The sequence below is a fragment of the Thermus thermophilus HB8 genome, assembly GCF_000091545.1.
Taxonomy (GTDB): Bacteria; Deinococcota; Deinococci; order Deinococcales; family Thermaceae; genus Thermus; species Thermus thermophilus.
Genome location: NC_006461.1, coordinates 233,689 through 256,791, shown reverse-complemented (window position 1 = coordinate 256,791; position 23,103 = coordinate 233,689). Strand labels below are relative to the sequence as shown.

General features: G+C 69.0%; 29 protein-coding genes and 5 tRNA genes. 22 read left to right on the top strand and 12 right to left on the bottom strand.

Annotated features, from left to right (window positions below; translation table 11 throughout):
• Positions 1-46: 46 nt before the first annotated feature.
• From TTH_RS01425 to TTH_RS01415, 3 genes are read left to right on the top strand one after another with little or no spacing between them, the layout of a single operon-like run.
• On the top strand, positions 47-1,114 hold the full coding sequence (locus TTH_RS01425; RefSeq protein ID WP_011227821.1) for a prepilin peptidase: 1,068 nt from the start codon (positions 47-49) through the stop codon (positions 1,112-1,114).
• 37 nt (positions 1,115-1,151) lie between these two features.
• The gene (locus TTH_RS01420) at positions 1,152-1,655 is read left to right on the top strand and encodes a DUF2939 domain-containing protein (RefSeq protein WP_011227820.1); all 504 of its coding nucleotides are present in this window, start codon (positions 1,152-1,154) and stop codon (positions 1,653-1,655) included.
• A gap of 13 nt (positions 1,656-1,668) precedes the next feature.
• Complete coding sequence (locus TTH_RS01415; RefSeq protein ID WP_011227819.1) at positions 1,669-2,589, top strand: nitroreductase family protein; 921 nt, start codon at positions 1,669-1,671, stop codon at positions 2,587-2,589.
• Here the strand turns inward: TTH_RS01415 and TTH_RS01410 are convergent.
• The 10 genes from TTH_RS01410 to TTH_RS01365 form a co-directional block, all read right to left on the bottom strand.
• On the bottom strand, positions 2,543-3,319 hold the full coding sequence (locus tag TTH_RS01410) for a C40 family peptidase (protein ID WP_011227818.1): 777 nt from the start codon (positions 3,317-3,319) through the stop codon (positions 2,543-2,545). The two genes, TTH_RS01415 and TTH_RS01410, sit on opposite strands and share 47 nt — an antisense overlap.
• Positions 3,320-4,078 (bottom strand): DUF721 domain-containing protein, encoded by a 759-nt coding sequence (locus TTH_RS01405; protein WP_165446277.1) that lies wholly within the window; start codon positions 4,076-4,078, stop codon positions 3,320-3,322. It abuts the gene before it with no gap.
• On the bottom strand, positions 4,063-5,094 hold the full coding sequence (recF, locus tag TTH_RS01400; RefSeq protein WP_011227816.1) for a DNA replication/repair protein RecF: 1,032 nt from the start codon (positions 5,092-5,094) through the stop codon (positions 4,063-4,065). Before recF ends, TTH_RS01405 begins: the two co-directional genes overlap by 16 nt.
• Position 5,095: 1 nt before the next feature.
• Entirely contained in the window at positions 5,096-6,268 is a 1,173-nt protein-coding gene (locus tag TTH_RS01395) for an MFS transporter (RefSeq protein WP_011227815.1), read from the bottom strand.
• Positions 6,269-6,277: 9 nt separating this feature from the next.
• On the bottom strand, positions 6,278-7,093 hold the full coding sequence (pstB, locus tag TTH_RS01390; RefSeq protein ID WP_011227814.1) for a phosphate ABC transporter ATP-binding protein PstB: 816 nt from the start codon (positions 7,091-7,093) through the stop codon (positions 6,278-6,280).
• Positions 7,087-8,301, bottom strand: a complete 1,215-nt coding sequence (gene pstA / locus TTH_RS01385; RefSeq protein WP_018110995.1) for a phosphate ABC transporter permease PstA — start codon at positions 8,299-8,301, stop codon at positions 7,087-7,089. Before pstA ends, pstB begins: the two co-directional genes overlap by 7 nt.
• Positions 8,294-9,196 carry a phosphate ABC transporter permease subunit PstC gene (pstC, locus tag TTH_RS01380; protein WP_011227812.1) on the bottom strand — a complete coding sequence of 301 codons (903 nt, stop codon included), beginning with the start codon at positions 9,194-9,196 and terminating at the stop codon, positions 8,294-8,296. Before pstC ends, pstA begins: the two co-directional genes overlap by 8 nt.
• Positions 9,197-9,253: 57 nt before the next feature.
• Positions 9,254-10,222: a PstS family phosphate ABC transporter substrate-binding protein gene (locus TTH_RS01375; RefSeq protein WP_011227811.1), complete on the bottom strand. Its 969-nt coding sequence runs from the start codon at positions 10,220-10,222 to the stop codon at positions 9,254-9,256.
• Between the two features lie 36 nt (positions 10,223-10,258).
• Positions 10,259-11,362 (bottom strand): tRNA 2-thiouridine(34) synthase MnmA, encoded by a 1,104-nt coding sequence (mnmA, locus tag TTH_RS01370; protein WP_011174090.1) that lies wholly within the window; start codon positions 11,360-11,362, stop codon positions 10,259-10,261.
• Complete coding sequence (locus TTH_RS01365) at positions 11,359-12,240, bottom strand: DUF1385 domain-containing protein (RefSeq protein ID WP_197525142.1); 882 nt, start codon at positions 12,238-12,240, stop codon at positions 11,359-11,361. The genes mnmA and TTH_RS01365 overlap by 4 nt, the downstream gene beginning before the upstream one ends.
• A 40-nt stretch (positions 12,241-12,280) precedes the next feature.
• Here TTH_RS01365 and TTH_RS01360 point away from each other — a divergent pair, with 40 nt between their 5' ends.
• The gene (locus tag TTH_RS01360; RefSeq protein ID WP_197525141.1) at positions 12,281-13,666 is read left to right on the top strand and encodes a leucyl aminopeptidase; all 1,386 of its coding nucleotides are present in this window, start codon (positions 12,281-12,283) and stop codon (positions 13,664-13,666) included.
• 85 nt (positions 13,667-13,751) lie between these two features.
• On the opposite strand, the gene TTH_RS01355 is transcribed toward TTH_RS01360, so the two are convergent.
• Positions 13,752-14,195: a Fur family transcriptional regulator gene (locus tag TTH_RS01355; RefSeq protein WP_011227808.1), complete on the bottom strand. Its 444-nt coding sequence runs from the start codon at positions 14,193-14,195 to the stop codon at positions 13,752-13,754.
• Between the two features lie 111 nt (positions 14,196-14,306).
• Between TTH_RS01355 and TTH_RS01350 the strand changes: the two genes are divergently transcribed.
• On the top strand, positions 14,307-14,591 hold the full coding sequence (locus TTH_RS01350; protein WP_011174094.1) for a septum formation initiator family protein: 285 nt from the start codon (positions 14,307-14,309) through the stop codon (positions 14,589-14,591).
• Positions 14,588-14,845 (top strand): hypothetical protein, encoded by a 258-nt coding sequence (locus TTH_RS01345; protein ID WP_011227807.1) that lies wholly within the window; start codon positions 14,588-14,590, stop codon positions 14,843-14,845. The genes TTH_RS01350 and TTH_RS01345 overlap by 4 nt, the downstream gene beginning before the upstream one ends.
• Position 14,846: 1 nt before the next feature.
• Here TTH_RS01345 and TTH_RS01340 read toward each other — a convergent pair whose 3' ends face one another.
• Complete coding sequence (locus tag TTH_RS01340; RefSeq protein ID WP_011227806.1) at positions 14,847-16,142, bottom strand: MBL fold metallo-hydrolase; 1,296 nt, start codon at positions 16,140-16,142, stop codon at positions 14,847-14,849.
• A gap of 70 nt (positions 16,143-16,212) precedes the next feature.
• On the opposite strand from TTH_RS01340, the gene TTH_RS01335 reads away from it, so the two are divergent.
• From TTH_RS01335 to TTH_RS01260, 16 genes are all read left to right on the top strand, one after another.
• Positions 16,213-16,288 (top strand) — tRNA-Thr (locus tag TTH_RS01335).
• A gap of 12 nt (positions 16,289-16,300) precedes the next feature.
• A tRNA-Tyr gene (locus TTH_RS01330) sits at positions 16,301-16,386 on the top strand.
• Between the two features lie 26 nt (positions 16,387-16,412).
• Positions 16,413-16,488: transfer RNA gene (locus TTH_RS01325), tRNA-Gly, on the top strand.
• Between the two features lie 3 nt (positions 16,489-16,491).
• Positions 16,492-16,567, top strand: a tRNA-Thr gene (locus tag TTH_RS01320).
• A 57-nt stretch (positions 16,568-16,624) separates the two neighbouring features.
• Positions 16,625-17,845: an elongation factor Tu gene (tuf, locus tag TTH_RS01315; RefSeq protein ID WP_011227805.1), complete on the top strand. Its 1,221-nt coding sequence runs from the start codon at positions 16,625-16,627 to the stop codon at positions 17,843-17,845.
• 44 nt (positions 17,846-17,889) lie between these two features.
• Positions 17,890-18,054 carry a 50S ribosomal protein L33 gene (gene rpmG, locus TTH_RS01310; RefSeq protein WP_008630505.1) on the top strand — a complete coding sequence of 55 codons (165 nt, stop codon included), beginning with the start codon at positions 17,890-17,892 and terminating at the stop codon, positions 18,052-18,054.
• Positions 18,054-18,236, top strand: a complete 183-nt coding sequence (gene secE / locus TTH_RS01305) for a preprotein translocase subunit SecE (protein WP_008630510.1) — start codon at positions 18,054-18,056, stop codon at positions 18,234-18,236. Before rpmG ends, secE begins: the two co-directional genes overlap by 1 nt.
• Positions 18,233-18,787 (top strand): transcription termination/antitermination protein NusG, encoded by a 555-nt coding sequence (nusG, locus tag TTH_RS01300; RefSeq protein WP_008630512.1) that lies wholly within the window; start codon positions 18,233-18,235, stop codon positions 18,785-18,787. The genes secE and nusG overlap by 4 nt, the downstream gene beginning before the upstream one ends.
• A gap of 43 nt (positions 18,788-18,830) precedes the next feature.
• Positions 18,831-19,274: a 50S ribosomal protein L11 gene (gene rplK, locus TTH_RS01295; RefSeq protein WP_011174097.1), complete on the top strand. Its 444-nt coding sequence runs from the start codon at positions 18,831-18,833 to the stop codon at positions 19,272-19,274.
• On the top strand, positions 19,267-19,956 hold the full coding sequence (rplA, locus tag TTH_RS01290; protein ID WP_011227804.1) for a 50S ribosomal protein L1: 690 nt from the start codon (positions 19,267-19,269) through the stop codon (positions 19,954-19,956). Before rplK ends, rplA begins: the two co-directional genes overlap by 8 nt.
• Before the next feature lie 92 nt (positions 19,957-20,048).
• Positions 20,049-20,124, top strand: a tRNA-Asn gene (locus tag TTH_RS01285).
• A gap of 99 nt (positions 20,125-20,223) precedes the next feature.
• Positions 20,224-20,529, top strand: a complete 306-nt coding sequence (gene rpsF, locus TTH_RS01280) for a 30S ribosomal protein S6 (protein WP_011174099.1) — start codon at positions 20,224-20,226, stop codon at positions 20,527-20,529.
• Positions 20,530-20,538: 9 nt separating this feature from the next.
• Positions 20,539-21,330, top strand: a complete 792-nt coding sequence (gene ssb / locus TTH_RS01275; protein ID WP_011227803.1) for a single-stranded DNA-binding protein — start codon at positions 20,539-20,541, stop codon at positions 21,328-21,330.
• Positions 21,327-21,593 (top strand): 30S ribosomal protein S18, encoded by a 267-nt coding sequence (gene rpsR, locus TTH_RS01270; RefSeq protein ID WP_008630522.1) that lies wholly within the window; start codon positions 21,327-21,329, stop codon positions 21,591-21,593. The genes ssb and rpsR overlap by 4 nt, the downstream gene beginning before the upstream one ends.
• Before the next feature lie 10 nt (positions 21,594-21,603).
• The gene (gene rplI / locus TTH_RS01265; RefSeq protein ID WP_011227802.1) at positions 21,604-22,050 is read left to right on the top strand and encodes a 50S ribosomal protein L9; all 447 of its coding nucleotides are present in this window, start codon (positions 21,604-21,606) and stop codon (positions 22,048-22,050) included.
• 103 nt (positions 22,051-22,153) lie between these two features.
• Complete coding sequence (locus TTH_RS01260) at positions 22,154-22,978, top strand: SDR family oxidoreductase (RefSeq protein ID WP_011227801.1); 825 nt, start codon at positions 22,154-22,156, stop codon at positions 22,976-22,978.
• Positions 22,979-23,103: the final 125 nt, after the last annotated feature.

Below are 23,103 nucleotides of genomic sequence, written 5' to 3'. Positions count from 1 at the left end.
CCCATAAAAGCGCTGTGAAAGCCCGGCCACCCCGTAAAATGCCCCCATGTGGCCCCTCTTCGCCCTGCTCCTCGGCCTCGCGGTGGGTTCCTTTCTCAACGTGGTGGTCCACCGCCTGCCCCGGGGGGAGTCCGTCGCCTACCCCCCGTCCCGCTGCCCCCAGTGCGGCCACCGCCTGGGGCCTTGGGACCTGGTCCCCGTCCTCTCCTACCTCGCCCTAAAGGGGCGGTGCCGCTACTGCGCCCGTCCCATCTCCCCCCGCTACCCCCTGGTGGAGGCCCTCACGGGGGGGCTTTTCCTCCTCGCAAGCCTCTTCTACCCCCCTGGGGTGGAGGCCCTCTTGGTCTTCCTCTTCCTCGCCTTTCTCGTGGCCCTCGCCTTCATTGACGTGGACACCTTTGAGCTTCCCGATCCCCTCACCTACGGCCTCCTCTTCCTTGGGCTTTTGGCCTCCTGGGCGCTGGCCTTCCCCCTCCCCTTTAGGGAGAGCCTGGACGGAAGCCTCATGGCCGCCGGGGGGCTCGCCCTGGTGGCGGGGTACGGGAACCTCTTTCTGCGGCGCTTTAGGGAGGCCAGGGCCGAGGTCCCCGTGGGGCCCCACCAGGTCCACATGGCGGCCCTCTTTGGGGCGCTCTTGGGCCCAGGGGTGGGGATGGCCCTCGCCTTCCTCGCTTGGGCCCTCTCCGCCCGCACGGGGCGGGCGGTGGCCCTCCCCGACCGGCTCACCCTGCCCCTTTTGCCCCTCGCCTTCCTCCTTGCCCCCGCCCTAGGCCTGGACTTCCTGGAAAGCCTTAAGGGAAGCCTCCTCGCTGCCGGGGGGCTCGCCCTCGCCGGGGGGCTTTACTGGGCCTTCCGGCCCCTTCCCGAGGAGGGCGAGGAGGAGCCCGTGGCCATGGGCTACGGGGACGTGAAGCTTCTGGGGGCCCTCGGGGCCTGGCTCGGCCCTTACGCCTTCCTCGCCCTCTTCCTCGGGGTCTTCGCCGGGGCGCTTTTGGGCCTTCTCCTTAGGCAAAGGAAGCTCCCCTTCGGCCCCTACCTCGCCCTCGGGGGGGTGGTGGCCTTCTTCTTCGGGGAGGCCCTCTGGGGGGCGTACCTGCGCCTTCTGGGCGTTTGAACCGGGAAGGGGAGTCTTCTTTTGCTATAAAGCGTTCATGGGACGCGCGGTCAAAGTGGCCCTTGCGGTCCTGGCCCTGGGGCTTTCGGCCTTCGCCCTTTACCTCTGGGCCTCCCCCTACCTCTTCCTCCGCGCCCTCCAGGGGGCGGTCCTCGAGGGGGACCGGGCGCGGCTGGAAAGGCTCGTGGACTTCCCCCGGGTCCGGGAGGGGCTCAAGGCCCAGGTCCAGGCCAGGCTCCTCCGGGAGATGGGACAGGAGGTGGCGCAAAACCCCCTGGCCGGCCTCGCCTACCTCTTCGTGGCCGGGATGGTGGACCCCCTGGTGGACGCCCTCGTCTCCCCCGAGGGGCTTGCCGCCTTGGGCACGGGGATGGGCCCCGGGGAGGCGCCCAAGGAGGCGGTGAAGGGCTGGAGGCTCGCCTACCAGGACTTCCGCACCGCCTACGTCTACCACCCCGAGGACCCCAGAAGCCGCCTCTACCTGGAACGGCAGGGGCTTTTCGGGTGGAAGGTGGTGCGGATGGAGCTCCCCTTGGAGTAGTATCCTGGCCCCCGTGGAACTCCTAGACGTCCTGGCGAGAAGGCGGAGCGTACGCCGCTTCAAGCCCCTTCCCCTTCCCGAGGAGGACCTGGAAAAGCTCCTCTTCGCCCTCCAGCGGGCCCCCACCGACGCGAGCGCCCAGCTCTACTCGGCGATCCGGGTACGGGATCCAAGGCTTAGGGACGAGGTGGCCCGGCTCTCCGGGGACCAGGAGCACATCAGGCAGGCGGCGGAGTTCTTCCTCTTCCTCGCAGACGTCCACCGCCTGGAGCGGCTCCTCGCCCACCGGGGGCAGAGGATGGCCTTCTGGCCCAGGACCGCCCTCCACTTCGCCATCCTGGACGCGGGGATCGCCGCCTCGTACCTCGCCCTCACCGCCGAGGCCTTAGGCTACGGGGTCTGCTTCATCGGCGGGGTCTTGAACGGGGTGGAGACCCTCACGGACCTCCTCGGGCTTCCCCCGGGGGTCCTCCCCGTGGTGGGGCTTGCCGTTGGGGTGCCCGACGAGGAGGGCCCCCCGAGGCCCAGGCTTCCCCGGAGGCTCGTGGTCCACGAGGACCGCTACCGCCCCTACGCCGCGGAGGACCTGGAGGAGGCCTACCGGGCCATGGCCCCCTACAGCCGGGTGGGGGACTGGAACCGGGTCCTTAGGCGCTACTTCGCCGAGGGGGGCACGATGGAGGCCAGGGAGAAGCCTTACGGGAAGGTCCTTTCCCGGCAGGGGTTTGACCCGGACCTGCCCAAAGGGGCCCCCTTCTACTCCCTGGGGGCCTTGCTGGAGGAGGCCTTGGCGGAGGCCCGGGGGGTGCTCTTCCGCAAGGGGGAGGTCTGGCTGGAGGAGGAGGCCCGGGCCTTCCGGGGGGAGGGGAGGCCGGGGGAGGCCCTCCTCATGGCGTTGCGGAAGGCGCGGGGGGAGGTTCCGGACTGGCCATGACCCGCCTCGCCCCCCGGTAGACCTTCCGGTAGAAGGGGGCCTCGAGGCTCTCTATGACCACCCGGCTTCCGTAGCTAGAGGCGTGGGCGAAGACCCCCCGGCCCAGGTAGATCCCCACGTGGTCTACCTCCTTCCCGCCGAAGCTGAAGAAGACCAGGTCCCCCGGGCGCGGGGCCTCTACAGGGGGGAAGGCCTGGTACTGCTCCTTGGTGGTCCGGGGGAGGGCCACGCCCAGCTCGGCGTAGACCTGGGCCACGAAGGCGGAGCAGTCCAGGGCCAAGGGGGAGTTCGCCCCGTACTTGTAGGGCACCCCCAGGTAGCGGAGGACGGCCCGGAGGAGGGGGCTTTCCGGGTCCAAGGCCTCCGGCTCCGGGGGAGGGGGCGGAGGCGCCTCGCCCTCTTCGGGAAGCCTCAGGACCTGCCCCACCTTGATCTCCGGGGAGGAGAGGCCGTTTAAGCGCATGAGGGCTTCCACGGTGGTGCCGTAGCGGCGCGCCAGGGAAAAGAGGGTGTCCCCCGGGGCCACCACGTGGGTCCTTTCCCTCGAGGGGAGCTTGAGGACCTGCCCCGGCTGGAGGAGGAAGCTTTCCAGCCCGTTTAAGCGCATGAGCTCCTCCACCGTGGTGCCGTAGCGCCGGGCGATGGAGTAGAGCGTGTCCCCGGGGGCCACGGTGTAGGTGGCCTGGGCCAGGGCGAGGCCCAGGAAGGCGAGGAGGAAGGCGCGGCGCATTCACCCCTCCTTGAGCAGGCTCCGCACCCCTTCGGGCAGGGGCTCCTGGGGAAAAAGGTTGCGGTAGCGGCGGGCCAGGTCGGCGAGGAGGGGGCGGAACTCCTCGCTCCGCAGGGCCTCGGGGTAGAGGTCCCGCATCTGGGCGAGGAGGTTTTCCCGGGCCAGGTGGCGGGCGGCCCGGAGGGCGTCCCCCTCGAGGCCCGCCTCCTGGCCCCGCATGAGCCGCTCCGCCGCCCGCCGCACCCCGGGGTCTTCCAGGTGGCGGCGGCAGGTGGGGCAGGGATGGGTCTCGCTCGGGGTCTGGCAGACGGGGCAGGGGTCGCCCCGCTGCCTCTGGAAGAGGGCCAGGGCGGCCCGGGCCACCCGCTCCCGGAGCTCCGGAGGGGCCTTTTCCGCCAGGGCCAGGGCCTTGCGGCCCGCCTCCCGCAGGCGGCCGGGGTCTGAGGGCGGGGGGGCCTCCACCCCTTCCGCCTCGAGGGGGCCCACCTGGAACCGGATCTCCCGCACCGCCCCGGGGAAGCGCTCCTCGTAGCGGCGGAGGAGGGCGAGGCGGGTGTAGGTGAGCTGGTGGGCCACCACGGGGTCGGGCACGTGGACCACGAGGACGCCCTCCTCCAGGGCCACCGCCTCGGTGAAGCGGGCGAGGTCCTTTCCCGCCACCTCCCGCCAGGCGGCGAGGACGAGGCCCCGCCTGAGCCGCTCCTTGCCCCCGGCCCGCTTCAGGGCCTCGGGGATCACCTCCTTCAGGCGCCAGGGCACAGGACCACCCCTCGTACCACCGAGCATACCGGCACCCCCGGGGGGGCTTCCAGCCCCGCCAGGATGGCCTGGGGCAGGGCCTGGGCGTAGGCGAGGACGGCCCGCCTGCGGGCCTCGTCCAGCTCCTCCCCCCACTCGTCCACGAGGAGGAGGGGGGGCTCGCCGTGGTGCTCGCCGAGGAGGCGGTGCTCGGCGAGGCGCAGGGCCAGGGCCAGGGTCTTGGCCTCCCCGCGGCTGGCGAACCGGTGGGCGGGCCGCCCCTCCAGGAGGAAGACCAGGTCGTCCCGGTGGGGCCCCACCAGGGTCTGGCCCCGTTCCCGCTCCTCGGCCCGGCTGGCCTCGAGGGCCCGGAGCACCCCTTCCCCCGCGGTCTCCTCCAAGCGAAGCCCCGCCTCCTTGGCGGCGAGGGCGGCGTGGACCTCCCGCAGGATGGGGGCGAAGCGCCGGAGGAAGCGGCGCCTCAGGGCCACGATCTCGTCCCCGTAGCGGGCGAGCTCCCGGTCCCAGGCGGAAAGGCCCTCCCCCCCGGCCTTGAGGAGGGCGTTCCGCTGGCGCAGCGCCTTCTCGTAGGCGGAAAGGAGGGCGGCGTAGCGGCGGGAGAAGCGGGCGATGAGCCGGTCCAGGTAGGCCCGCCGCTCCTCCTTGGGCCCGAGGACCGCCTCGAGGTCCAGAGGGGAGACGAGGACCGAGCCGGGAAGCTCCCAAAGGGTCCGAAGGCTCACCCGCTTCCCGTTGAGGAGGACCTCCCGCCCCCCGGGGCCCAGGCGGTGCTCCAGGCGGTAGGCCCCGAGCTCCGTCTCCACCTCGGCGTGGAGCCAGGCCTCCTCCTCCCCGAAGCGGACGAGGTCGGCAAGGCCCAGGGGGACCTCCCCCCCTAGGGCCAGGTGGATCCCCAGGAGGAGGCTCGTCTTCCCCTGGGCGTTGGCCCCCACCAGGGCGGAAAGGCCCGGCGGGGGGCGGTAGGCCTCCAGGGCCAGGTTGCGGAAGTTCCGTTGCCGGAAGAGGAGAAGCCGCATGCTAAAGCCTCGCCCGGCGGAAGAGGGCGGGAAGGAAGAGGAGGGCGAGGAGGAGGAGGGAGGCCCCGAGGACGTAGGGCCCCTCGGGGGCCAGGCGGTAGAGCCCCGTGCCCACGATGGGCCCGAGCATCCTCCCCAGGGCCTGGGCGGAACTGTTGAGCCCCGCCACCAGGCCCTGCTCCCCCTCGCCCACGGCCAGGGAGAGGGCCGCCGTGACCCCGGGGAGGGCGAGCCCCTGCCCCACCCCCTGGAGGGCGAGGCCCAGGGCCAGGGCCCAGAAGGTCTTGGCGTAGACCAGGAGGACGAAGCCCAGGATCCCCAGAGGCAGGCCCAGGGAGAGGAGGACCCTCGGGGGCCAGCCGGTCTTGCGCACCAGGACGCCCTGGACGAAGACGGCCACGACCCCGTAGAAGACCAGGGCCAGGCCCACCTTCTGGGCCGTCTCCACCCCGCCGAGGAGAAGCCGGTCCTGGAAGTAGAAGGCGATGGTCTGCTCCAGGGCCACGCTGGAAAGGTTGAGGGCGAGGCCGAGGAGGAGGAGGGGGAAGACCCTGGGGTCAAAGGGGGAAAGCCGCGCCCCGGCTTCCTGCCCCCGGGGTCTGGACTCGGGGAGGACCAGGTAAACGAAAAGGGCGTTTAGGAGGGCGATCCCCGCCGAGAAGAAGACGGGGGCGAGGAGGCCGAAGAGGGCGGCAAGCCCCGCCCCCAGGGCGGGCCCTAGGATCACCGCGAGGCCAAAGGCCGCCCCCAGGAGGGCCATCCCCGCGGTGCGGTTCTCCCGCCCCGTAACGTCGGCCACGTAGGCCTGGGCCGTGGGCAGGGTGGCGGAGCTGAAGGCCCCGCCGAGAAGCCGCGCGAGGAGGAGCAGGAAAAAGAGGAGCCCCGGGGGCACGAGGCCCCGCTCCCCCAGGAGGGCGAAGACGCCGAAGAGGAGGAAGCTTGCCGCGAAGCCCAGGATGCCCACGAGGAGGACGGGCTTCCGGCCCCGTTCGCTCCGCCTGCCCCAGTAGGGGGAAAGGAGGAACTGCATGAGGGCGTAGCCCGTGGAGAAGAGGCCCACCTGGACCTCGGTGAGGCCCAGCGCCCTGCCCAAAGGCCCCAGGATGGGGAAGAGGATGGAGAGGCCCAGGACGCTGTTGAAGAGGGTGAGGAAGAGGAGGGCAAGGGGCGACATGGGCCGATTTTAGCCGAAGCGCCCGGTGATGTAGGCCTCGGTGTAAGGGTGCTTGGGCTTGGTGAAGATCACCTCGGTGGGGCCTTCCTCCACCAGGACCCCTAGGTGCATGAAAAGGGTGCGGTCGGAGACCCGGGCAGCCTGTTGCATGTTGTGCGTGACGATGACGACCGTGTAGCGCTCCTTCAGCTCTAGGATCAGGTCTTCAATGGCCTGGGTAGCGATGGGGTCCAAGGCGCTCGTGGGTTCGTCCATGAGGAGGAGGGGCGGCTCCACGGCGATGGCCCGGGCGATGCAGAGCCTCTGCTGCTGGCCGCCGGAAAGCCTCAGGCCGCTTTCCTTCTTGAAGCGGTCCTTGACCTCTTCCCATAGGGCGGCCCGCTTCAAGGCCTCCACCACCCGGTCCTCCAGCTCGCTGCCCTTCACCCCCATGAGCCGGAGGCCGAAGGCCACGTTCTCAAAGATGGTCTTGGGGAAGGGGTTGGGCTTCTGGAAGACCATGCCGATGTGGCGCCGCACCGCCACCGGGTCCACCCGGGGGTCGTAGATGTTCACCCCCTCGTAGAGGACCTCCCCCTCCACCCGTACCCCGGGTACCAGGTCGTTCATGCGGTTGAGGGAGCGCAGGAGGGTGCTTTTCCCACACCCCGAGGGGCCGATGATGGCCGTGACCTGGTTCCGGGGGAAGCGCACGGAGATGTCGTAAAGGGCCTGCTTCTTACCGTACCAGAGGCTCAGGCCCCGCACGTCCACCAGGGCCTCGGCCTCGGAGACGGGCGCGGTGCGCACCGTCTCGTGTTCCTTGAGCATTTCCAGACTCACCATTCCCTCCTAAAGCGGTTCCTCAGGTAGAGGGCCAGGAAGTAGAGGCCCGAGAGCACCAGGAGCATGACCAATATCCCTGCTGCCGCCACCCGGGCGAACTCGGGGATGTTCATGGAGACCCAGAGGTAGATCTGCACGGGGATCACCGTGTACTCCGACAGGGGCCCCGTGGGGTAGAAGGGCACGTAGGCGGCGGCCCCCACCAGGAGGAGAGGGGCGGCCTCGCCGATCAGGCGGGCGGCGGAGAGGATGACCCCGGTGACCATCCCCGGCAGGGCCGCGGGCACCACCACCCGGAAGACCACCTGCCGCCGGGTGGCCCCCAGGGCGAAGGCCGCCTGGCGCAGGGACTCGGGCACGGCCCGCAGGGACTCCCGGGCGGTTACCACGATCACCGGGATGCCAAGAAGCCCCAGGGTCAGAGCAGCGGAGAGGATGGTGGGCCCCAGGCCCATCTCCCGCACAAAGATGGCCAGGCCCAGAAGCCCGTAGACGATGGAGGGCACCCCGGCCAGGTTGCGCAGGTTGACCTCGAGGATGCGGTTTAGGGTGCCCTCCCGCAGGTACTCCTCCAGGAGGATGGCCGTGCCGATGCCCACGGGGATGGCGATGAGGAGGGCTAGGGAGAGGACCCAGATCGTACCCCAGATGGCCACCCCAATCCCCGCGGTGAGGGGGGAGCGGGAGGGGGTGCGGGTGAGGAAGCTTTGGTCCAGCCAGGGGTTGAGGACAAGCCGCTCCCCTTCCCCCAGGCCGGCCTTGAGCTCCTCCCAGCGCCTCAGGCCCTCCAGGAGGGAGAAGTCGGCCACGCGCTCGTCCCTAAGGCCGGTGACCACGTAGCGGAAGGGGCCTTCCTGGGTGTTCCACATGAGCTCCACCCGGTTCTGCAGGAAGAGGACCCGCCGTTCCGTGGGGTCTTGGAGCAGGGAGCGGGCCTCCTCCTCCGTGTACCCCCGGGCCAGAAGCTCCTGCCGCAGGACCTCCGTGGCGGCGAGGCCGAAGGGGTAGGTCCTGCCGGGGCCCTCGTCCGCCCGCACCACCTGCACGGAGACGCTTCGGTAGAGGGTGTCCCCCAGGAGGAGGACGAGGAGGCCGATGGCCAGCACCAGGGGCAGGACCAGGGCCCGGGCGAAGGTCCGGTCAATGCGGGTCTTCCAGGGGTCGGTGCCGAAGGCTTCGGGGGAAGGGGAGGATAGGGTCCTATTCATATCGCTCCCGGTAGCGTTCCACCACGTACTGGGCCAGGATGTTGAGGAAGAGGGTCAGGAGGAAGAGGGTGAAGCCCACGGCGAAGAGGGCGTAGTAGGCGGTGGAGCCCGTGGGCTGGTCCCCGGTGGCCGCCTGGACGATGTAGCTGGTCATGGTGGCGATGGTCTCCCGCGGGTCCAGGGTGAGGATGGGCCGCTGGCCGGCGGCGATGGCCACGATCATGGTCTCGCCGATGGCCCGGCTGGTGGCCAGGATGATGGCGGCGATGATGCCCGAGATGGCCGCGGGGAAGACCACCCGCAGGGCCACCTCGTAGGGCCTGGCCCCCAGGGCGTAGGCGGCTTCGCGGATGGAGCGGGGCACGGACTCCATGGCGTCGGCGGCCACGTTGGAGATGTAGGGGATGATGGCGAAGCCCATCACCAGCCCGGCGGAGAGGGGGTTGAAGATGTTCAGGTCAGGGATGACCCGTTGCAGCAGGGGGGTGACGAAGAGCAGGGCGAAGTAGCCGAAGACCACGGTGGGGATGCCCTCAAAGAGCTCCAGGGTGCCCTTGATGCGGGCCCGGGCGGCCCCGGAGGCGTACTCCGAGAGGTAGATGGCCAGGGCCAGGCCCAGGGGCACGGCCACCAGGAGGGCGATGAGGGTGACCAGGAAGGTCCCGGCGATGAGGGGGCTGATGCCGTAGCGGGGGTCGGCGAAGAGGGGGGTCCACTCGGGGGCGAAGAGGAACTCCGTGAGGGGCACCCGGCGGAAGAACTGGGCCACGTCCCCTACCAGGCTCAGGATCACCCCCAGGGTGGTGAGGAGGGTGATGGAGGAGAGGAAGACCAGGAGGGCGAAGGTGAGCACCTCCTTGGGGTTCCTCGAGGGCCTTTGCTTCAGGATCTCCATGCCTTTCCCATTCTAAGGGGGTGGGGGAAACTNCNCCACCCCCAGGGGTCAGCGGGGCTACTGCACTTCCTTCCGCAGCTCCTCAATGAACTTGGCCAGGGGGGTGCCAGGGGGCAGGTCCGTGAAGAAGCTCCCCGTCTTCTTGCGGGCCACCAGGCCCTGGCCGATGCGGTAGGCCTCGTCGGGCAGCTCCACGTACCCCGTGGAGCGGATGGCCCGCCGGGCGGCGGGGGAGAGGTAGAAGTCCACGAAGGCCTGCACCTCGGGCCGGTCCAGGCTCTTTACGTTCACGTAGATGAAGAGGGGCCGGGAAAGGGGCTGGTAGGTGCCGTCCAGGACCGTCTCCCGGGAGGGCAGGACGCACCCCTTGCCGTGGTCAATGGCCACGGCCTTTACCTTGTCCTTGTTTTCCTCGTAGTAGGCGAAGCCCACGAAGGCCATGGCGTAGGGGTTGCCCGTGACCCCCCGCATGATCACGTTGTCGTCCTCGGAGGGGAAGTAGTCCTTGCGGATGGAACCAGCCCGGCCCATGATGGCCTCGGTGAAGTAGTCAAAGGTGCCAGAGTCCGTGCCCGCCCCGAAGAGGACGATGCGGCGGTTGGGCCAGGCGGGGTTCAGGTCCTTCCAGTAGTTCACCTTGGCGTTGGGCTCCCAGATGGACTTGAGCTGGGCGGTGGTCAGGCACTGGGCCCAGGTGTTCTGCCGGTTCACCAGGATGGAGAGGGCATCGTAGGCCACGGGGATCTCAATGAACTGGATTCCCGCCTTCTGGCAGGCCTCCAGCTCCGACTTGCGGATGGGCCGGCTGGCGTTTTGGACGTCCGTCTCCCCCCGGCAGAACTTCTGGAACCCCGCCCCGGTGCCGGAGAAGGCCACGGAGATCCTCACCTGGGGGTTTCGGGTCACAAACTCCTCCGCCACCGCTTGGGTGATGGGGTAGACGGTGGAGGACCCGTCCGCCCTGATCTGGGCCAGACCTAGGCCTGTCAGGGCCACTGCCGTGAGCATCCAAGCTTTGCCTCGCATCGCTTAACCTCCCACCTACACTCTGACCGGGTTTTGTCAGGAGAAGGTCAAGGCCCGGGGATCCTCGAGGCCCGCCAGGTTGTAAAGCCCCCTTCGGATCACCGCCCCCCCAAGGAGCCTCTCCCCCCGGTAGAAGACGGCGCTCTGCCCTGGGGTCACGGCGAAGACGGGGTGGGCAAAGCGGAGGCGCAAGGGGCTTAGGGACTCCACCTTGGCCCGCACGGGGGGCGTGCGGTAGCGCACCTGGACCTCCACCTCCTCGGGAAGCTCGGCGAGGAGGTTGAGGCCTTCCCCTTCCAGGCCCTCAAAGTAGCAGGCCTCCTTGGGGCCCACGTAGACCACGTTCCTCTCGGGGTCCACCCCCACCACGTACCGCTCCAGGTGGGTCTTGTAAAGCCCGAGGCCCTTCCTCTGGCCCAGGGTGTAGAGGCTTGCCCCCTCGTGCTCCCCCACCACCTCCCCCGTGAGGGCGTCCACGAGAGGGCCAGGCCTGGGCTTCAGGCGCTCCTTGAGGAAGCCTTTGAGGTCGCCGGCCACGAAGCAGAGGTTCTGGCTTTCGGGCCTCCTCGCCGTGGGGAGGCCCGCCTTCTCGGCGAGGGCCCGCACCTCGGGCTTGGTGAGCCCCCCCACGGGGAAGAGGAGGTGGGGAAGGGCCTCCTTGGGGGTGCCCCAGAGGAAGTAGGTCTGGTCCTTGTGGGGGTCAAGGCCCCTAAGGAGGGCAAGGCCCTCCTTCCGCACGTAGTGGCCCGTGGCCACGTAGTCCAGGCCGAGCCTTCTCGCCTGCTTGAGGAGGGCCCCGAACTTGACGAAGGTGTTGCACCGGGCGCAGGGGTTCGGGGTGCGCCCCTGGGCGTAGTCCTGGAGGAAGGGGGAGATGATCTCCTCCTCAAAGACCTCCCGGTAGTCCAGGAGGTAGAAGGGGATGCCCAGGCGGTCCGCCACCCGCCTCGCCTCGTAGGCGGCGTCCGGGGTGCAGCAGCTCTCCCAGGCCCGGGGCTTCCCCGCCTCCAGGCTCGGGGGCGGAAGGTCGGGCCAGAAGCGCATCATGGCCCCCACCACCTCGTAGCCCGCCTCCTTGAGGAGGAGGGCGGCCACGGAGGAGTCCACCCCCCCGGACATGGCCACGAGAACCCGCTTCATGCCACCACCCTCTCCCCTAGGGCCGCCTCGGTGCTCCTGATGGCCACCTCCACCATCTCCGGGGTGGGCTCGGCCACGGTGAGGGCCTGGAAGCGGAAGCCGAGCTCCCGGAGGAGGCGGGAGAAGGGGTCCTGGTGCCGGGCGGAGAAGTAGAGGAGCTCATAGGCCAAGGCCGCCACCAGGGGCAGGAAGAGCACCCGGGCGAGGAGCCGCCACCAGAGGACCTCGGGGGCGGGGATGAGGCTGTAGACCAGGACCGAGACCACGATGACGAAGGCGATGAAGGTGGTGCCGCACCGGGGGTGGAAGCGGGGCTGGGCCAGGACGTTCTCCACGGTGAGGGGAAGCCCCTTCTCGTAGGCGTGGATGGCCTTGTGCTCCGCCCCGTGGTACATGAAGAAGCGGCGGATCTCCGGCATGCGCCGGATGAAGAGGAGGTAGCCCACCAAGATCCCCACCTTGAGGAGGCCCGCGAGGAGGTTGTAGAGCGCGGGGTGGCGGGCGGCGTCCACGAAAAGCCCGGCGAGAAAGCCGGGGAAGACGATGAAAAGGGCGATCCCGACGAGGAGACTCACCGCCACCGTCCCCCAAAGCGCCCCCCGGGGAACCTCCTCGCCCCCGGCGAGCTCGGCGCTCCGCGCCAGGGCTCGGTAGCTCACGGAAAGGGCGTCAAAGAGGGCCACCACCCCCCGGAGGAGGGGAAGCCTCGTCCAGGGGTAGCGCTCGGTGAGGGCCCTTTCCTCGTGGCGTTCCACGTGGATCCTTCCGTCCGGCAGGCGCACCGCCAGGGCCCAGGCCCAGGGGGCCTTCATCATCACCCCCTCGAGGGCCGCCGCCCCCCCGAGGGCCGGTTGCTTCGCTAGAAGAAGCCACCGCATCCCTCCCATTCTGCCACGCCCCCGTGGTAAAACCTTGGACGTGGTCACCCTGCGCGCCGTTTCCACGGGCCTGGCCGAGGGCCAGGCCCCCCTCAAGGTGGTCTGGGCCAAGGAAGGCGCCCTCCTCCCCCAGGGGGAGGCCCTGGACGCCCGCTTCGAGGGGCGGCTCCGCCAGGCCCTGAAGGAGGCGGGGCTTAAGGCGGGGGAGAGCCTTCTCCTCTACACGGAGGAGGGCCCCGTCCTCCTCTTCGGGCGGGGCGAGGACGACCGGGAAAGCGGGGGAAGGCTCGCCCAGGCCCTCCAGAGGCTCGCCTTTCCCGAGGCCCTGGTGGAGCCTTTGGAGGACGCCTACGCCCTGGCCGAGGGCCTTCTCCTCGGGGCCTACCGCTTTGACCGGCTCAAGACGAAAAGGGAGGAAAAGGCCCTCACCCTCCTCCTTCCGGGCGTTTCCGAGGCCCTTTTGGAGCGGGCGAGGAGGGTGGCGGAAGGGGTCTACCTGGCCCGGGACCTGGTGAACGAGCCCCCGAACCTCCTCACCCCCGAGGCCCTGGCGGAGCGGGCCTTGGAGCTTAGGGCCCTAGGGGTGGAGGTGGAGGTCCTGGACGAGAAGGCCATCGCCGAGCTCGGCATGGGGGCCTTCCTCGCCGTGGCCCAGGGCTCGGAGAACCCGCCCCGGTTCATCCGCCTCCGCTACGCCCCAGAAGGGGCTAAGGCCCGGCTGGACCTGGTGGGGAAGGGCCTCACCTTTGACTCCGGCGGCTACTCCCTAAAGCCCACGGAGAGCATGGCCACCATGAAGAGCGACATGGCGGGGGCGGCGGCCGTGCTCGGGGCCTTCAAGGCCGCGGCCCTTTTGGGCCTTCCCGTGGAGCTGAGGGGCTACATCGCCGCCTGCGAGAACCTGGTCTCCGGGCGGGCCTACCGGGTGGGGGACGTGCTCAAGACCCTCTCCGGCAAGACCGTGGAGGTGATGAACACCGACGCCGAAGGCCGCCTCACCCTGGCCGACGCCCTGGCCTACGCCGAAAGGGAGGGGGCGGAGCGGATCCTGGAGCTTTCCACCCTCACGGGGGCCGCGGTGGTGGCCCTGGGGGAGGAGGTGGCGGCCCTCTTCGCCACCGAGCCCTCCTGGGGGGAGAGGGTGCGGGAGGCGGCGGAAAAGGCCGGGGAGAAGGTCTGGCCCATGCCCTTGGAGAAGGCCTACCGGGAGAAGCTGAAAAGCCCGGTGGCCGACCTCAAGAACGTGGGGGACCGCTACGGCGGGGCCATCGCCGCCGCCCTCTTCTTGGCGGAGTTCGTGCAGGTGCCCCTCGTCCACCTGGACATCGCCGGGCCCGCCTTCGCCAGGAAGGCCCACGCCCTGGGCCCCGAGGGGGGAACGGGCTTCGGCGTGCGCACCATCCTGAAGGTGGCGGAGGCCCTGTAGGGCCGCCCCGTGCGGGCTTAGGTCCCGCGGGGAAGGAAAGAAGGCGCGGGCCCGGGGAACCCCCCCGGGCCTCAGGCTTAGGCGGCTACCTCTGGCAGTTCGGGCACTTCCCCCGGAACTCCAGGCGGAAGCCCTCGAGGGCCCAGCCCGTGCGCTCGGCGGCCGCCTGCATGGCGGGGTTCACGTCCAGCTCGGGAAGGTTCTTAAGGAGCAGGTCCTCCACCTTGCCGCAGGAGGTGCACACCAGGTGCACGTGGGGCTCGTTGTAGCCGTCGTACCGGGTGGCTCCCTTGGGGTCCTTGAACTCGTAGATGAGCCCGTGCTCCCTGAGGACGTGCAGGTTCAGGTAAACGGTGGAGAGGCCGATGTCGTAGCCCCGCTTCTTCAGGCCCTGGTAGAGCTCCTCCGGGGTGGGGTGCACGTTTTTGCGGTCCAGGAAGCTCAGGATCCTCTCCCGGGGAAGGGTGTGGCGCAGGCCCACCGCCTTTAGCCGCGCGCGGTAGCTTTCCTTCTCCTTGGTCCTCGGCATCCTTCCTCCTTTCCTACCAGTTTCAGTATACACCCCGGGTGTGCAAACGCAACGCTTTTCGGATCTGGAGGTGGTAGAGGAGGGCGAGGCCCTTTCCCGCAAGGCCCCCGGGTGTATAATGGCCGCGCCTTGGACCGCCCCGTCTACCGCTTCCTCCGCCTCCTTTTCCTCCTCGGCCTGGTGCACGGGTTCTACCTCCTCGCCCAGGAGGGGCTCAGGGCCTGGGAGCTGGCCCGGGAGCGGGCCGCGCTTAAGGAGGAGGTGGCGCGGGCCCGGGCCGAGGTGGAGCGGCTTAAGGAGGAGGTGCGGGCCGCCCGCGACCCCGCTTACCTCGAGGCCCTCCTCCGCCGGATGGGCTGGGTGCGGAAAGACGAGGAGGTCCGCCGCTGGCCATGATGGGCGATCCTAGGGAGCTTTTCTGGGAAGACGAGGGGCTCACCGAGGGCCTCACCGACGAGGAGGCCCAGTTCCTCTTGGGCTGGCTCATGGACGTGGCCGAGGACCTGGACCCGGCCCACCTGGCCCACCTCCGCCGCCTCGGGCGGGAGATCACGCGGCTCGCCCGGGACTACGGGGTCCCCGTGGGGGAGCTCGTCCAGCTGGTGGAGCTGGCCTGGTCGGACCCGGAGCCCGAGGGGCTCCAGGCGTGACCTACACCGGCACGCCCTCCCCGAAGCGCGCCAGGCTCACCTCCTGCCCGCGGAGGGCGAGGAGCTTGCCTAGGGCGAGGAGCTTTTCCTCTTCCCCGTGGACCAGGACCACGCGGGGCTCGCCCTGAAGCCAGTCCAGAAGCTCGTCCTGCCCGGCGTGGCCGGAGAAGCCGCCCAGGGTGTGGACGCTCGCCCGCAAGGGCACCTCTTCCCCCAGGATCCGCACGGCGGGGGGGCGGGCGATGATCTCCGCCCCAAGCCCTCCCTGGGGCTGGTAGCCCACGAAAACGAGGGCGTTTCTGGGGTCGGAGAGGCCGTGCTTGAGGTGGTGGAGGATCCGCCCCCCCGCGAGCATCCCGCTTCCCGCGAGGACCACCATGGGGCCGGGGGCGCGGTTTAGGGCCTTGGAGGCCTCGGTGTGCTCCACCACCTCGAGGCCCGCAGGGCGGAAGGGGTTCTTCCCCTGGAGGAAGTGGGCCTGGACCTCCTCGCTGAAGTAGCGGACCAACCTGGGGTAAAGGGAGAGGACCCGTCCCGCCATAGGGGAGTCCAGGTAGATGGGCGCCCGGGGGAGGCGGTGGCCGTGCGTGTAGAGGACGTAGAGGATCTCCTGCGCCCGCTCCACGGCGAAGGTGGGGATGAGGACCTTCCCGCCCTGGCTCAGGGTTTTTTCCAGGATCTCCAGGAACTCCCGGACCGTCTCCCGGTAAGGGCGGTGGGGGCGGTCCCCGTAGGTCCCCTCCGCGAGGACCAGGTCGGCGAGCGGAGGAAGAGAGGGGTCGGGGAGGACGTCCTTTTCCCGGTTGCCCAGGTCCCCGCTGTAGACCAGGGTCCTCCCCTCCCCCTGGGCCACCACGAAGGCGCTTCCCGGGAGGTGCCCCGCCTGGCCGAAGGCGAGGCTTAAGGCCCCGAGCCGAAGCCACTCCCCGTACTCCAGGGGCCTGAGGTGCCCCAGGGCCTCCTCCACGTCCTCGGGGCCGAAAAAGGGCTCGTCCATCACCTTGAGGGCGTCCTCCAGGACGATCTCCATGAGGAGGACCGTGGCCCGGGTGGCGTAAACGGGGCCCCGGTAGCCTTCGCGGAAGAGCTTGGGCAGCCGCCCCACGTGGTCCAGGTGGGCGTGGGTGAGGAGGACGGCGTCCACCTCCTTAGGGTCAAAGCCGAAGGGGGCGTGGTTCCTGGCCTCCTCCTTCCCTTGGAACATCCCGCAGTCCAGAAGGACGCGCCTGCCCCCGGCGAGGAGGAGGTGGGCGCTTCCCGTGACCTCCCGGGCCGCCCCAAAAGGTACGATGCGCATGCCCTTATCTTGACACTCTCGGGCGGGTGTGCTAGCCTAAACCCTCGGACAGGGTCCCATCCCCCGTCCTGCCACCCTAGCTCAACCGGCAGAGCACCCGACTTGTAATCGGGGGGTTGGGGGTTCAACTCCCCTGGGTGGCTCCAAAAGAAGGGCGTGGGCAGGTGCCCGAGCGGCCAAAGGGGACGGTCTGTAAAACCGTTGGCGTATGCCTTCGCTGGTTCGAATCCAGCCCTGCCCACCACGCGGTGTGCGCTCAGCACACCCCATGCGGGAGTAGCTCAGTTGGTAGAGCATCGGCTTCCCAAGCCGAGGGTCGCGGGTTCGAGTCCCGTCTCCCGCTCCACGAGCTCGCGTAGCTCAGCAGGTAGAGCACACCCTTGGTAAGGGTGAGGTCGCCGGTTCGAGCCCGGCCGCGAGCTCCATTTTTTTGACTGCCCTGGAGCCACCCAGGGCGGCTTTGGCATGTAAGGAGGACGGAGATGGCGAAGGGCGAGTTTATTCGGACGAAGCCTCACGTGAACGTGGGGACGATTGGGCACGTGGACCACGGGAAGACGACGCTGACGGCGGCGTTGACGTTTGTGACGGCGGCGGAGAATCCGAATGTAGAGGTTAAGGACTACGGGGACATTGACAAGGCGCCGGAGGAGCGTGCGCGGGGGATTACGATCAACACGGCGCACGTGGAGTACGAGACGGCGAAGCGGCACTATTCCCACGTGGACTGTCCTGGGCACGCGGACTACATCAAGAACATGATCACGGGTGCCGCGCAGATGGACGGGGCGATCCTTGTGGTGTCGGCGGCGGACGGGCCGATGCCGCAGACGCGGGAGCACATTTTGCTGGCGCGGCAGGTGGGGGTGCCGTACATTGTGGTGTTCATGAACAAGGTGGACATGGTGGACGACCCCGAGTTGCTGGACCTGGTGGAGATGGAGGTGCGGGACCTTTTGAACCAGTACGAGTTTCCTGGGGACGAGGTTCCGGTGATTCGGGGGAGTGCGCTTTTGGCGCTTGAGCAGATGCACAGGAACCCGAAGACGAGGCGTGGGGAGAACGAGTGGGTGGACAAGATTTGGGAGCTGTTGGACGCGATTGACGAGTACATTCCCACGCCGGTGCGGGACGTGGACAAGCCGTTCTTGATGCCGGTGGAGGACGTGTTTACGATCACGGGTCGTGGGACGGTGGCCACGGGTCGGATTGAGCGGGGCAAGGTGAAGGTTGGGGACGAGGTGGAGATTGTGGGCCTTGCTCCGGAGACGCGGAAGACGGTGGTGACGGGTGTGGAGATGCACCGGAAGACCTTGCAGGAGGGGATTGCTGGGGACAATGTGGGGGTGCTCCTGCGGGGTGTGAGCCGGGAGGAGGTGGAGCGGGGGCAGGTGCTGGCGAAGCCTGGGAGCATTACGCCGCACACGAAGTTTGAGGCCTCGGTGTACGTGTTGAAGAAGGAGGAGGGTGGACGGCACACGGGGTTTTTTTCGGGGTACCGTCCGCAGTTTTACTTTCGGACGACGGACGTGACGGGGGTGGTGCAGTTGCCTCCGGGCGTGGAGATGGTGATGCCTGGGGACAACGTGACGTTTACGGTGGAGCTGATCAAGCCGGTGGCGCTGGAGGAGGGTTTGCGGTTTGCCATCCGTGAGGGTGGGCGGACCGTGGGCGCCGGCGTCGTCACCAAGATCCTGGAGTAAGCCAAGAGGGGGGAGGCTAGCCTCCCCCCTCCCGAGGTGCCGAGATGGCCAGCGAGGTCCGGATAAAACTCCTCTTGGAGTGCACGGAGTGCAAGCGCCGCAACTACGCCACGGAGAAGAACAAGCGCAACACCCCCAACAAGCTGGAGCTGCGCAAGTACTGCCCGTGGTGTAGGAAGCACACCGTGCACCGGGAAGTGAAGATCTGATGTTCGCCCGGCTGATCCGTTACTTCCAGGAAGCGCGGGCCGAGCTCGCCCGGGTCACCTGGCCCACGCGGGAGCAGGTCGTGGAGGGCACGCAGGCCATCCTCCTCTTCACCTTGGCCTTCATGGTGATCCTCGGGCTTTACGACACGGTCTTCCGCTTCCTGATAGGGCTTCTGCGATGAGCATAGAGTGGTACGCGGTCCACACCCTGGTGGGGCAGGAGGAGAAGGCCAAGGCCAACCTGGAGAAGCGCATCAAGGCCTTCGGCCTTCAGGACAAGATCTTTCAGGTCCTGATCCCCACCGAGGAGGTGGTGGAGCTCCGCGAGGGGGGCAAGAAGGAGGTGGTCCGGAAGAAGCTCTTCCCGGGCTACCTCTTCATCCAGATGGACCTGGGGGACGAGGAGGAGCCCAACGAGGCCTGGGAGGTGGTGCGCGGCACGCCCGGCATCACGGGCTTCGTCGGGGCGGGGATGCGTCCCGTTCCCCTTTCTCCCGACGAGGTGCGGCACATCCTCGAGGTCTCCGGGCTTCTCGGGAAGAAGGAGGCCCCCAAGGCCCAGGTGGCCTTCCGCGAGGGGGACCAGGTCCGGGTTGTCTCCGGCCCCTTCGCCGACTTCACGGGCACCGTGACCGAGATCAACCCCGAGCGGGGCAAGGTCAAGGTCATGGTCACCATCTTCGGGCGCGAGACCCCTGTGGAGCTGGACTTCTCCCAGGTGGTCAAGGCCTAGAGGCGTTTGCACCCCTAACTTGGGGGGAGCCTAGGAGGGAAAAATGAAGAAAGTTGTTGCGGTGGTCAAACTTCAGCTGCCCGCGGGCAAGGCCACGCCCGCGCCCCCGGTGGGCCCGGCTTTGGGCCAGCACGGGGCCAACATCATGGAGTTCGTCAAGGCCTTCAACGCGGCCACGGCCAACATGGGGGACGCCATCGTCCCCGTGGAGATCACCATCTACGCGGACCGCTCCTTCACCTTCGTCACCAAGACCCCGCCCGCGAGCTACCTGATCCGCAAGGCCGCGGGCTTGGAGAAGGGGGCCCACAAGCCCGGCCGGGAGAAGGTGGGCCGGATCACCTGGGAGCAGGTCCTGGAGATCGCCAAGCAGAAGATGCCCGACCTGAACACCACCGACCTCGAGGCCGCCGCCCGGATGATCGCGGGCTCGGCCCGGTCCATGGGTGTGGAGGTGGTGGGCGCTCCGGAGGTGAAGGATGCCTAAGCACGGCAAGCGTTACCGGGCCCTCCTGGAGAAGGTGGACCCCAACAAGGTCTACACCATTGACGAGGCCGCCCGTCTTGTGAAGGAGCTCGCCACCGCCAAGTTTGACGAGACGGTGGAGGTCCACGCCAAGCTCGGCATTGACCCCCGCCGCTCCGACCAGAACGTGCGCGGCACCGTCTCCCTTCCCCACGGCCTCGGCAAGCAGGTGCGGGTCTTGGCCATCGCCAAGGGGGAGAAGATCAAGGAGGCCGAGGAGGCGGGGGCGGACTACGTGGGCGGCGAGGAGATCATCCAGAAGATCCTGGACGGCTGGATGGACTTTGACGCCGTGGTGGCCACCCCCGACGTGATGGGGGCCGTGGGCTCTAAACTCGGCCGGATCCTGGGGCCCCGGGGCCTCCTCCCCAACCCCAAGGCGGGGACCGTGGGGTTCAACATCGGCGAGATCATCCGGGAGATCAAGGCGGGGCGGATTGAGTTCCGCAACGACAAGACCGGGGCCATCCACGCCCCCGTGGGCAAGGCGAGCTTCCCGCCGGAGAAGCTTGCGGACAACATCCGGGCCTTCATCCGCGCCCTCGAGGCCCACAAGCCGGAAGGGGCCAAGGGCACCTTCCTCCGCTCCGTCTACGTGACCACCACCATGGGCCCCAGCGTGCGCATCAACCCCCACTCCTAGAGGGAAGGGGGGTTTTGGGGGCGGCCCTGGGCCGCCCCCAAAGCGCTTGACGGGGCCACGGGGGGGTTGGTATAGTGGGCGTTGCGGTGCGGTCCGCGGTAGCTCAGCAGGTAGAGCAGCCGGCTGTTAACCGGTAGGTCGCAGGTTCGAGTCCTGCCCGCGGAGCCAGAAAGGGGGGCCTAGGCCCCCCTGGGTCTTTTTTTTCCGGGGGGAGGCGGGGTATAATCTGGCCCTGTGCGGCCTGCCGGGCCCGGAAGGGAGGTGAAGATGCGCAGGTACGAGGTGAACATCGTCCTGAACCCCAACCTGGACCAGAGCCAGCTCGCCCTGGAGAAGGAGATCATCCAGCGGGCTTTGGAGAACTACGGCGCCCGCGTGGAGAAGGTGGAGGAGCTGGGGCTCCGCCGCCTGGCCTACCCCATCGCCAAGGACCCCCAGGGCTACTTCCTCTGGTACCAGGTGGAGATGCCCGAGGACCGGGTGAACGACCTGGCCCGGGAGCTCCGCATCCGGGACAACGTGCGCCGGGTCATGGTGGTGAAGTCCCAGGAGCCCTTCCTCGCCAACGCGTAAACTGTTGACATGGCTCGAGGCCTGAACCGCGTTTTCCTAATCGGCGCCCTCGCCACCCGGCCGGACATGCGCTACACTCCGGCGGGGCTCGCCATTTTGGACCTGACCCTCGCCGGTCAGGACCTGCTCCTTTCCGATAACGGGGGGGAGCGGGAGGTGTCCTGGTACCACCGGGTGAGGCTCTTAGGCCGCCAGGCGGAGATGTGGGGCGACCTCTTGGACCAAGGGCAGCTCGTCTTCGTGGAGGGCCGCCTGGAGTACCGCCAGTGGGAAAGGGAGGGGGAGAGGCGGAGCGAGCTCCAGATCCGGGCCGACTTCCTGGACCCCCTGGACGACCGGGGGAAGGAGCGGGCGGAGGACAGCCGGGGCCAGCCCAGGCTCCGCGCCGCCCTGAACCAGGTCTTCCTCATGGGCAACCTGACCCGGGACCCGGAACTCCGCTACACCCCCCAGGGCACCGCGGTGGCCCGGCTGGGCCTGGCGGTGAACGAGCGCCGCCAGGGGGCGGAGGAGCGCACCCACTTCGTGGAGGTTCAGGCCTGGCGCGACCTGGCGGAGTGGGCCGCCGAGCTGAGGAAGGGCGACGGCCTTTTCGTGATCGGCAGGTTGGTGAACGACTCCTGGACCAGCTCCAGCGGCGAGCGGCGCTTCCAGACCCGTGTGGAGGCCCTCAGGCTGGAGCGCCCCACCCGTGGACCTGCCCAGGCCGGCGGAAGCAGGTCCCGCGAAGTCCAGACGGGTGGGGTGGACATTGACGAAGGCTTGGAAGACTTTCCGCCGGAGGAGGAGTTGCCGTTTTGAGCACGAAGAACGCGAAACCCAAGAAGGAGGCGCAGAGGCGCCCGTCCCGCAAGGCTAAGGTCAAGGCCACCCTGGGGGAGTTTGACCTCAGGGACTACCGGAACGTGGAGGTGCTCAAGCGGTTCCTGTCGGAGACGGGGAAGATCCTTCCCCGCCGCCGCACGGGGCTTTCCGCCAAGGAGCAGAGGATCCTGGCCAAGACCATCAAGCGGGCGAGGATCCTAGGGCTCCTGCCCTTCACGGAGAAGCTGGTGCGGAAGTAGGGGGTGAACGGTGAAGGTCATCCTCCTAGAACCCCTGGAGAACCTGGGCGACGTGGGCCAGGTGGTGGACGTGAAGCCGGGGTACGCCAGGAACTACCTCCTGCCCCGGGGCCTCGCCGTCTTGGCCACGGAGAGCAACCTCAAGGCCCTCGAGGCCCGGATCCGCGCCCAGGCCAAGCGCCTGGCGGAGCGGAAGGCCGAGGCGGAGCGGCTTAAGGAGATCCTGGAGAACCTCACCCTCACCATCCCGGTGCGGGCGGGGGAGACCAAGATCTACGGCTCCGTCACCGCCAAGGACATCGCCGAGGCCCTTTCCCGCCAGCACGGCGTCACCATTGACCCCAAGCGCCTGGCGCTGGAAAAGCCCATCAAGGAGCTTGGGGAGTACGTCCTCACCTACAAGCCCCACCCCGAGGTCCCCATCCAGCTCAAGGTGAGCGTGGTGGCCCAGGAGTAGGGGCAAACCCCTTAGGCCCCTCCCCGCCCCCCTTGGGGCGGGGGGTTGTCCTTGGCGAGGAAGTGGGGGCCGACCCTTGGGGTGGGAGGTAAACTGGGTTCAAATGGCAAGGGCGGTCCTGGTCACGGGGGCGGGGAGCGGCATCGGCCTGGCCACGGCCCGGTTGCTCACGGCCAAGGGGTACCGGGTCTACGGGGGCGTGCGCCGGGAGGAGGACGCGGCGCGCTTGGCCCAGGAGGGGGTGGTCCCCCTCCTTCTGGATGTGACCCGGGAGGAGGACCTCCTCCGGGCCAGGGAGCGCCTGGTGGGGGAGGGCCTTTGGGGCCTGGTGGTGAACGCCGGCATTGCCGTGGCGGGGCCTTTAGAGCTCGTTCCTCTTTCCGCCTTCCGGGAGGCCTTGGAGGTGAACGTCCTCGGGGCCTTCGCCACGGTGAAGGCCTTTTTACCCCTCCTCAGGGCCTCCCGGGGCCGGGTGGTCCTCATGGGCTCCGTCTCCGGCCTGGTGGCCCTCCCCCTCATGGGGCCCTACGCCGCGAGCAAGTTCGCCCTCGAGGCCCTGGCGGACGCCCTCAGGGTGGAGCTCCTTCCCTTCGGGGTCAGGGTGGTCCTCATAGAGCCCGGCTCCGTGGCCACCCCCATCTGGGAGCGCTCCTTAAGGCGGGCCGAGGGCTACCTGGAACCCCCGCCCCCCGGGACCGAGGGGGTGTATGGCCGCTACCTGGAGGTGGCGCGGCGCGTGGCGGAACGGAGCGCCAAGAGGGGCCTTCCCCCGGAGAGGGTGGCGGAGGCCGTGCTCAAGGCCCTGGAAAGCCCAAACCCCAGGGCCCGCTACCTGGTGGCCCACCCGGCCCGGGCCCGGGAAACCCTCCTCCTCAGGCTCTTTCCTGCCCCCTTACGGGACCGGCTCGTGGCCCGGTTCCTCGGCTAAATACCCCGCCGAGGCTTTGGCCTCGGCGGGGGCCCCAAAAGGGCTAGCCAGGGTCTCCCATGTTGCGAAGCCAAGGCGGGCGCTTAGGGGCTTTGTGCCCCGGCCTTTGGACACGGGGGCCTGGG

Coding starts and splice junctions, on each gene's coding strand:
- TTH_RS01425 (WP_011227821.1), top strand. CDS start 47: ATGTGGCCCCTCTTCGCCCTGCTCCTCGGCCTCGCGGTGGGTTCCTTT.
- TTH_RS01420 (WP_011227820.1), top strand. CDS start 1,152: ATGGGACGCGCGGTCAAAGTGGCCCTTGCGGTCCTGGCCCTGGGGCTT.
- TTH_RS01410 (WP_011227818.1), bottom strand. CDS start 3,319: ATGCGCCGCGCCTTCCTCCTCGCCTTCCTGGGCCTCGCCCTGGCCCAG.
- recF (WP_011227816.1), bottom strand. CDS start 5,094: ATGCGGCTTCTCCTCTTCCGGCAACGGAACTTCCGCAACCTGGCCCTG.
- TTH_RS01395 (WP_011227815.1), bottom strand. CDS start 6,268: ATGTCGCCCCTTGCCCTCCTCTTCCTCACCCTCTTCAACAGCGTCCTG.
- pstB (WP_011227814.1), bottom strand. CDS start 7,093: ATGGTGAGTCTGGAAATGCTCAAGGAACACGAGACGGTGCGCACCGCG.
- pstA (WP_018110995.1), bottom strand. CDS start 8,301: ATGAATAGGACCCTATCCTCCCCTTCCCCCGAAGCCTTCGGCACCGAC.
- pstC (WP_011227812.1), bottom strand. CDS start 9,196: ATGGAGATCCTGAAGCAAAGGCCCTCGAGGAACCCCAAGGAGGTGCTC.
- TTH_RS01375 (WP_011227811.1), bottom strand. CDS start 10,222: ATGCGAGGCAAAGCTTGGATGCTCACGGCAGTGGCCCTGACAGGCCTA.
- mnmA (WP_011174090.1), bottom strand. CDS start 11,362: ATGAAGCGGGTTCTCGTGGCCATGTCCGGGGGGGTGGACTCCTCCGTG.
- TTH_RS01365 (WP_197525142.1), bottom strand. CDS start 12,240: ATGCGGTGGCTTCTTCTAGCGAAGCAACCGGCCCTCGGGGGGGCGGCG.
- TTH_RS01355 (WP_011227808.1), bottom strand. CDS start 14,195: ATGCCGAGGACCAAGGAGAAGGAAAGCTACCGCGCGCGGCTAAAGGCG.
- TTH_RS01345 (WP_011227807.1), top strand. CDS start 14,588: ATGATGGGCGATCCTAGGGAGCTTTTCTGGGAAGACGAGGGGCTCACC.
- TTH_RS01340 (WP_011227806.1), bottom strand. CDS start 16,142: ATGCGCATCGTACCTTTTGGGGCGGCCCGGGAGGTCACGGGAAGCGCC.
- tuf (WP_011227805.1), top strand. CDS start 16,625: ATGGCGAAGGGCGAGTTTATTCGGACGAAGCCTCACGTGAACGTGGGG.
- rpmG (WP_008630505.1), top strand. CDS start 17,890: ATGGCCAGCGAGGTCCGGATAAAACTCCTCTTGGAGTGCACGGAGTGC.
- secE (WP_008630510.1), top strand. CDS start 18,054: ATGTTCGCCCGGCTGATCCGTTACTTCCAGGAAGCGCGGGCCGAGCTC.
- nusG (WP_008630512.1), top strand. CDS start 18,233: ATGAGCATAGAGTGGTACGCGGTCCACACCCTGGTGGGGCAGGAGGAG.
- rplK (WP_011174097.1), top strand. CDS start 18,831: ATGAAGAAAGTTGTTGCGGTGGTCAAACTTCAGCTGCCCGCGGGCAAG.
- rplA (WP_011227804.1), top strand. CDS start 19,267: ATGCCTAAGCACGGCAAGCGTTACCGGGCCCTCCTGGAGAAGGTGGAC.
- rpsF (WP_011174099.1), top strand. CDS start 20,224: ATGCGCAGGTACGAGGTGAACATCGTCCTGAACCCCAACCTGGACCAG.
- ssb (WP_011227803.1), top strand. CDS start 20,539: ATGGCTCGAGGCCTGAACCGCGTTTTCCTAATCGGCGCCCTCGCCACC.
- TTH_RS01260 (WP_011227801.1), top strand. CDS start 22,154: ATGGCAAGGGCGGTCCTGGTCACGGGGGCGGGGAGCGGCATCGGCCTG.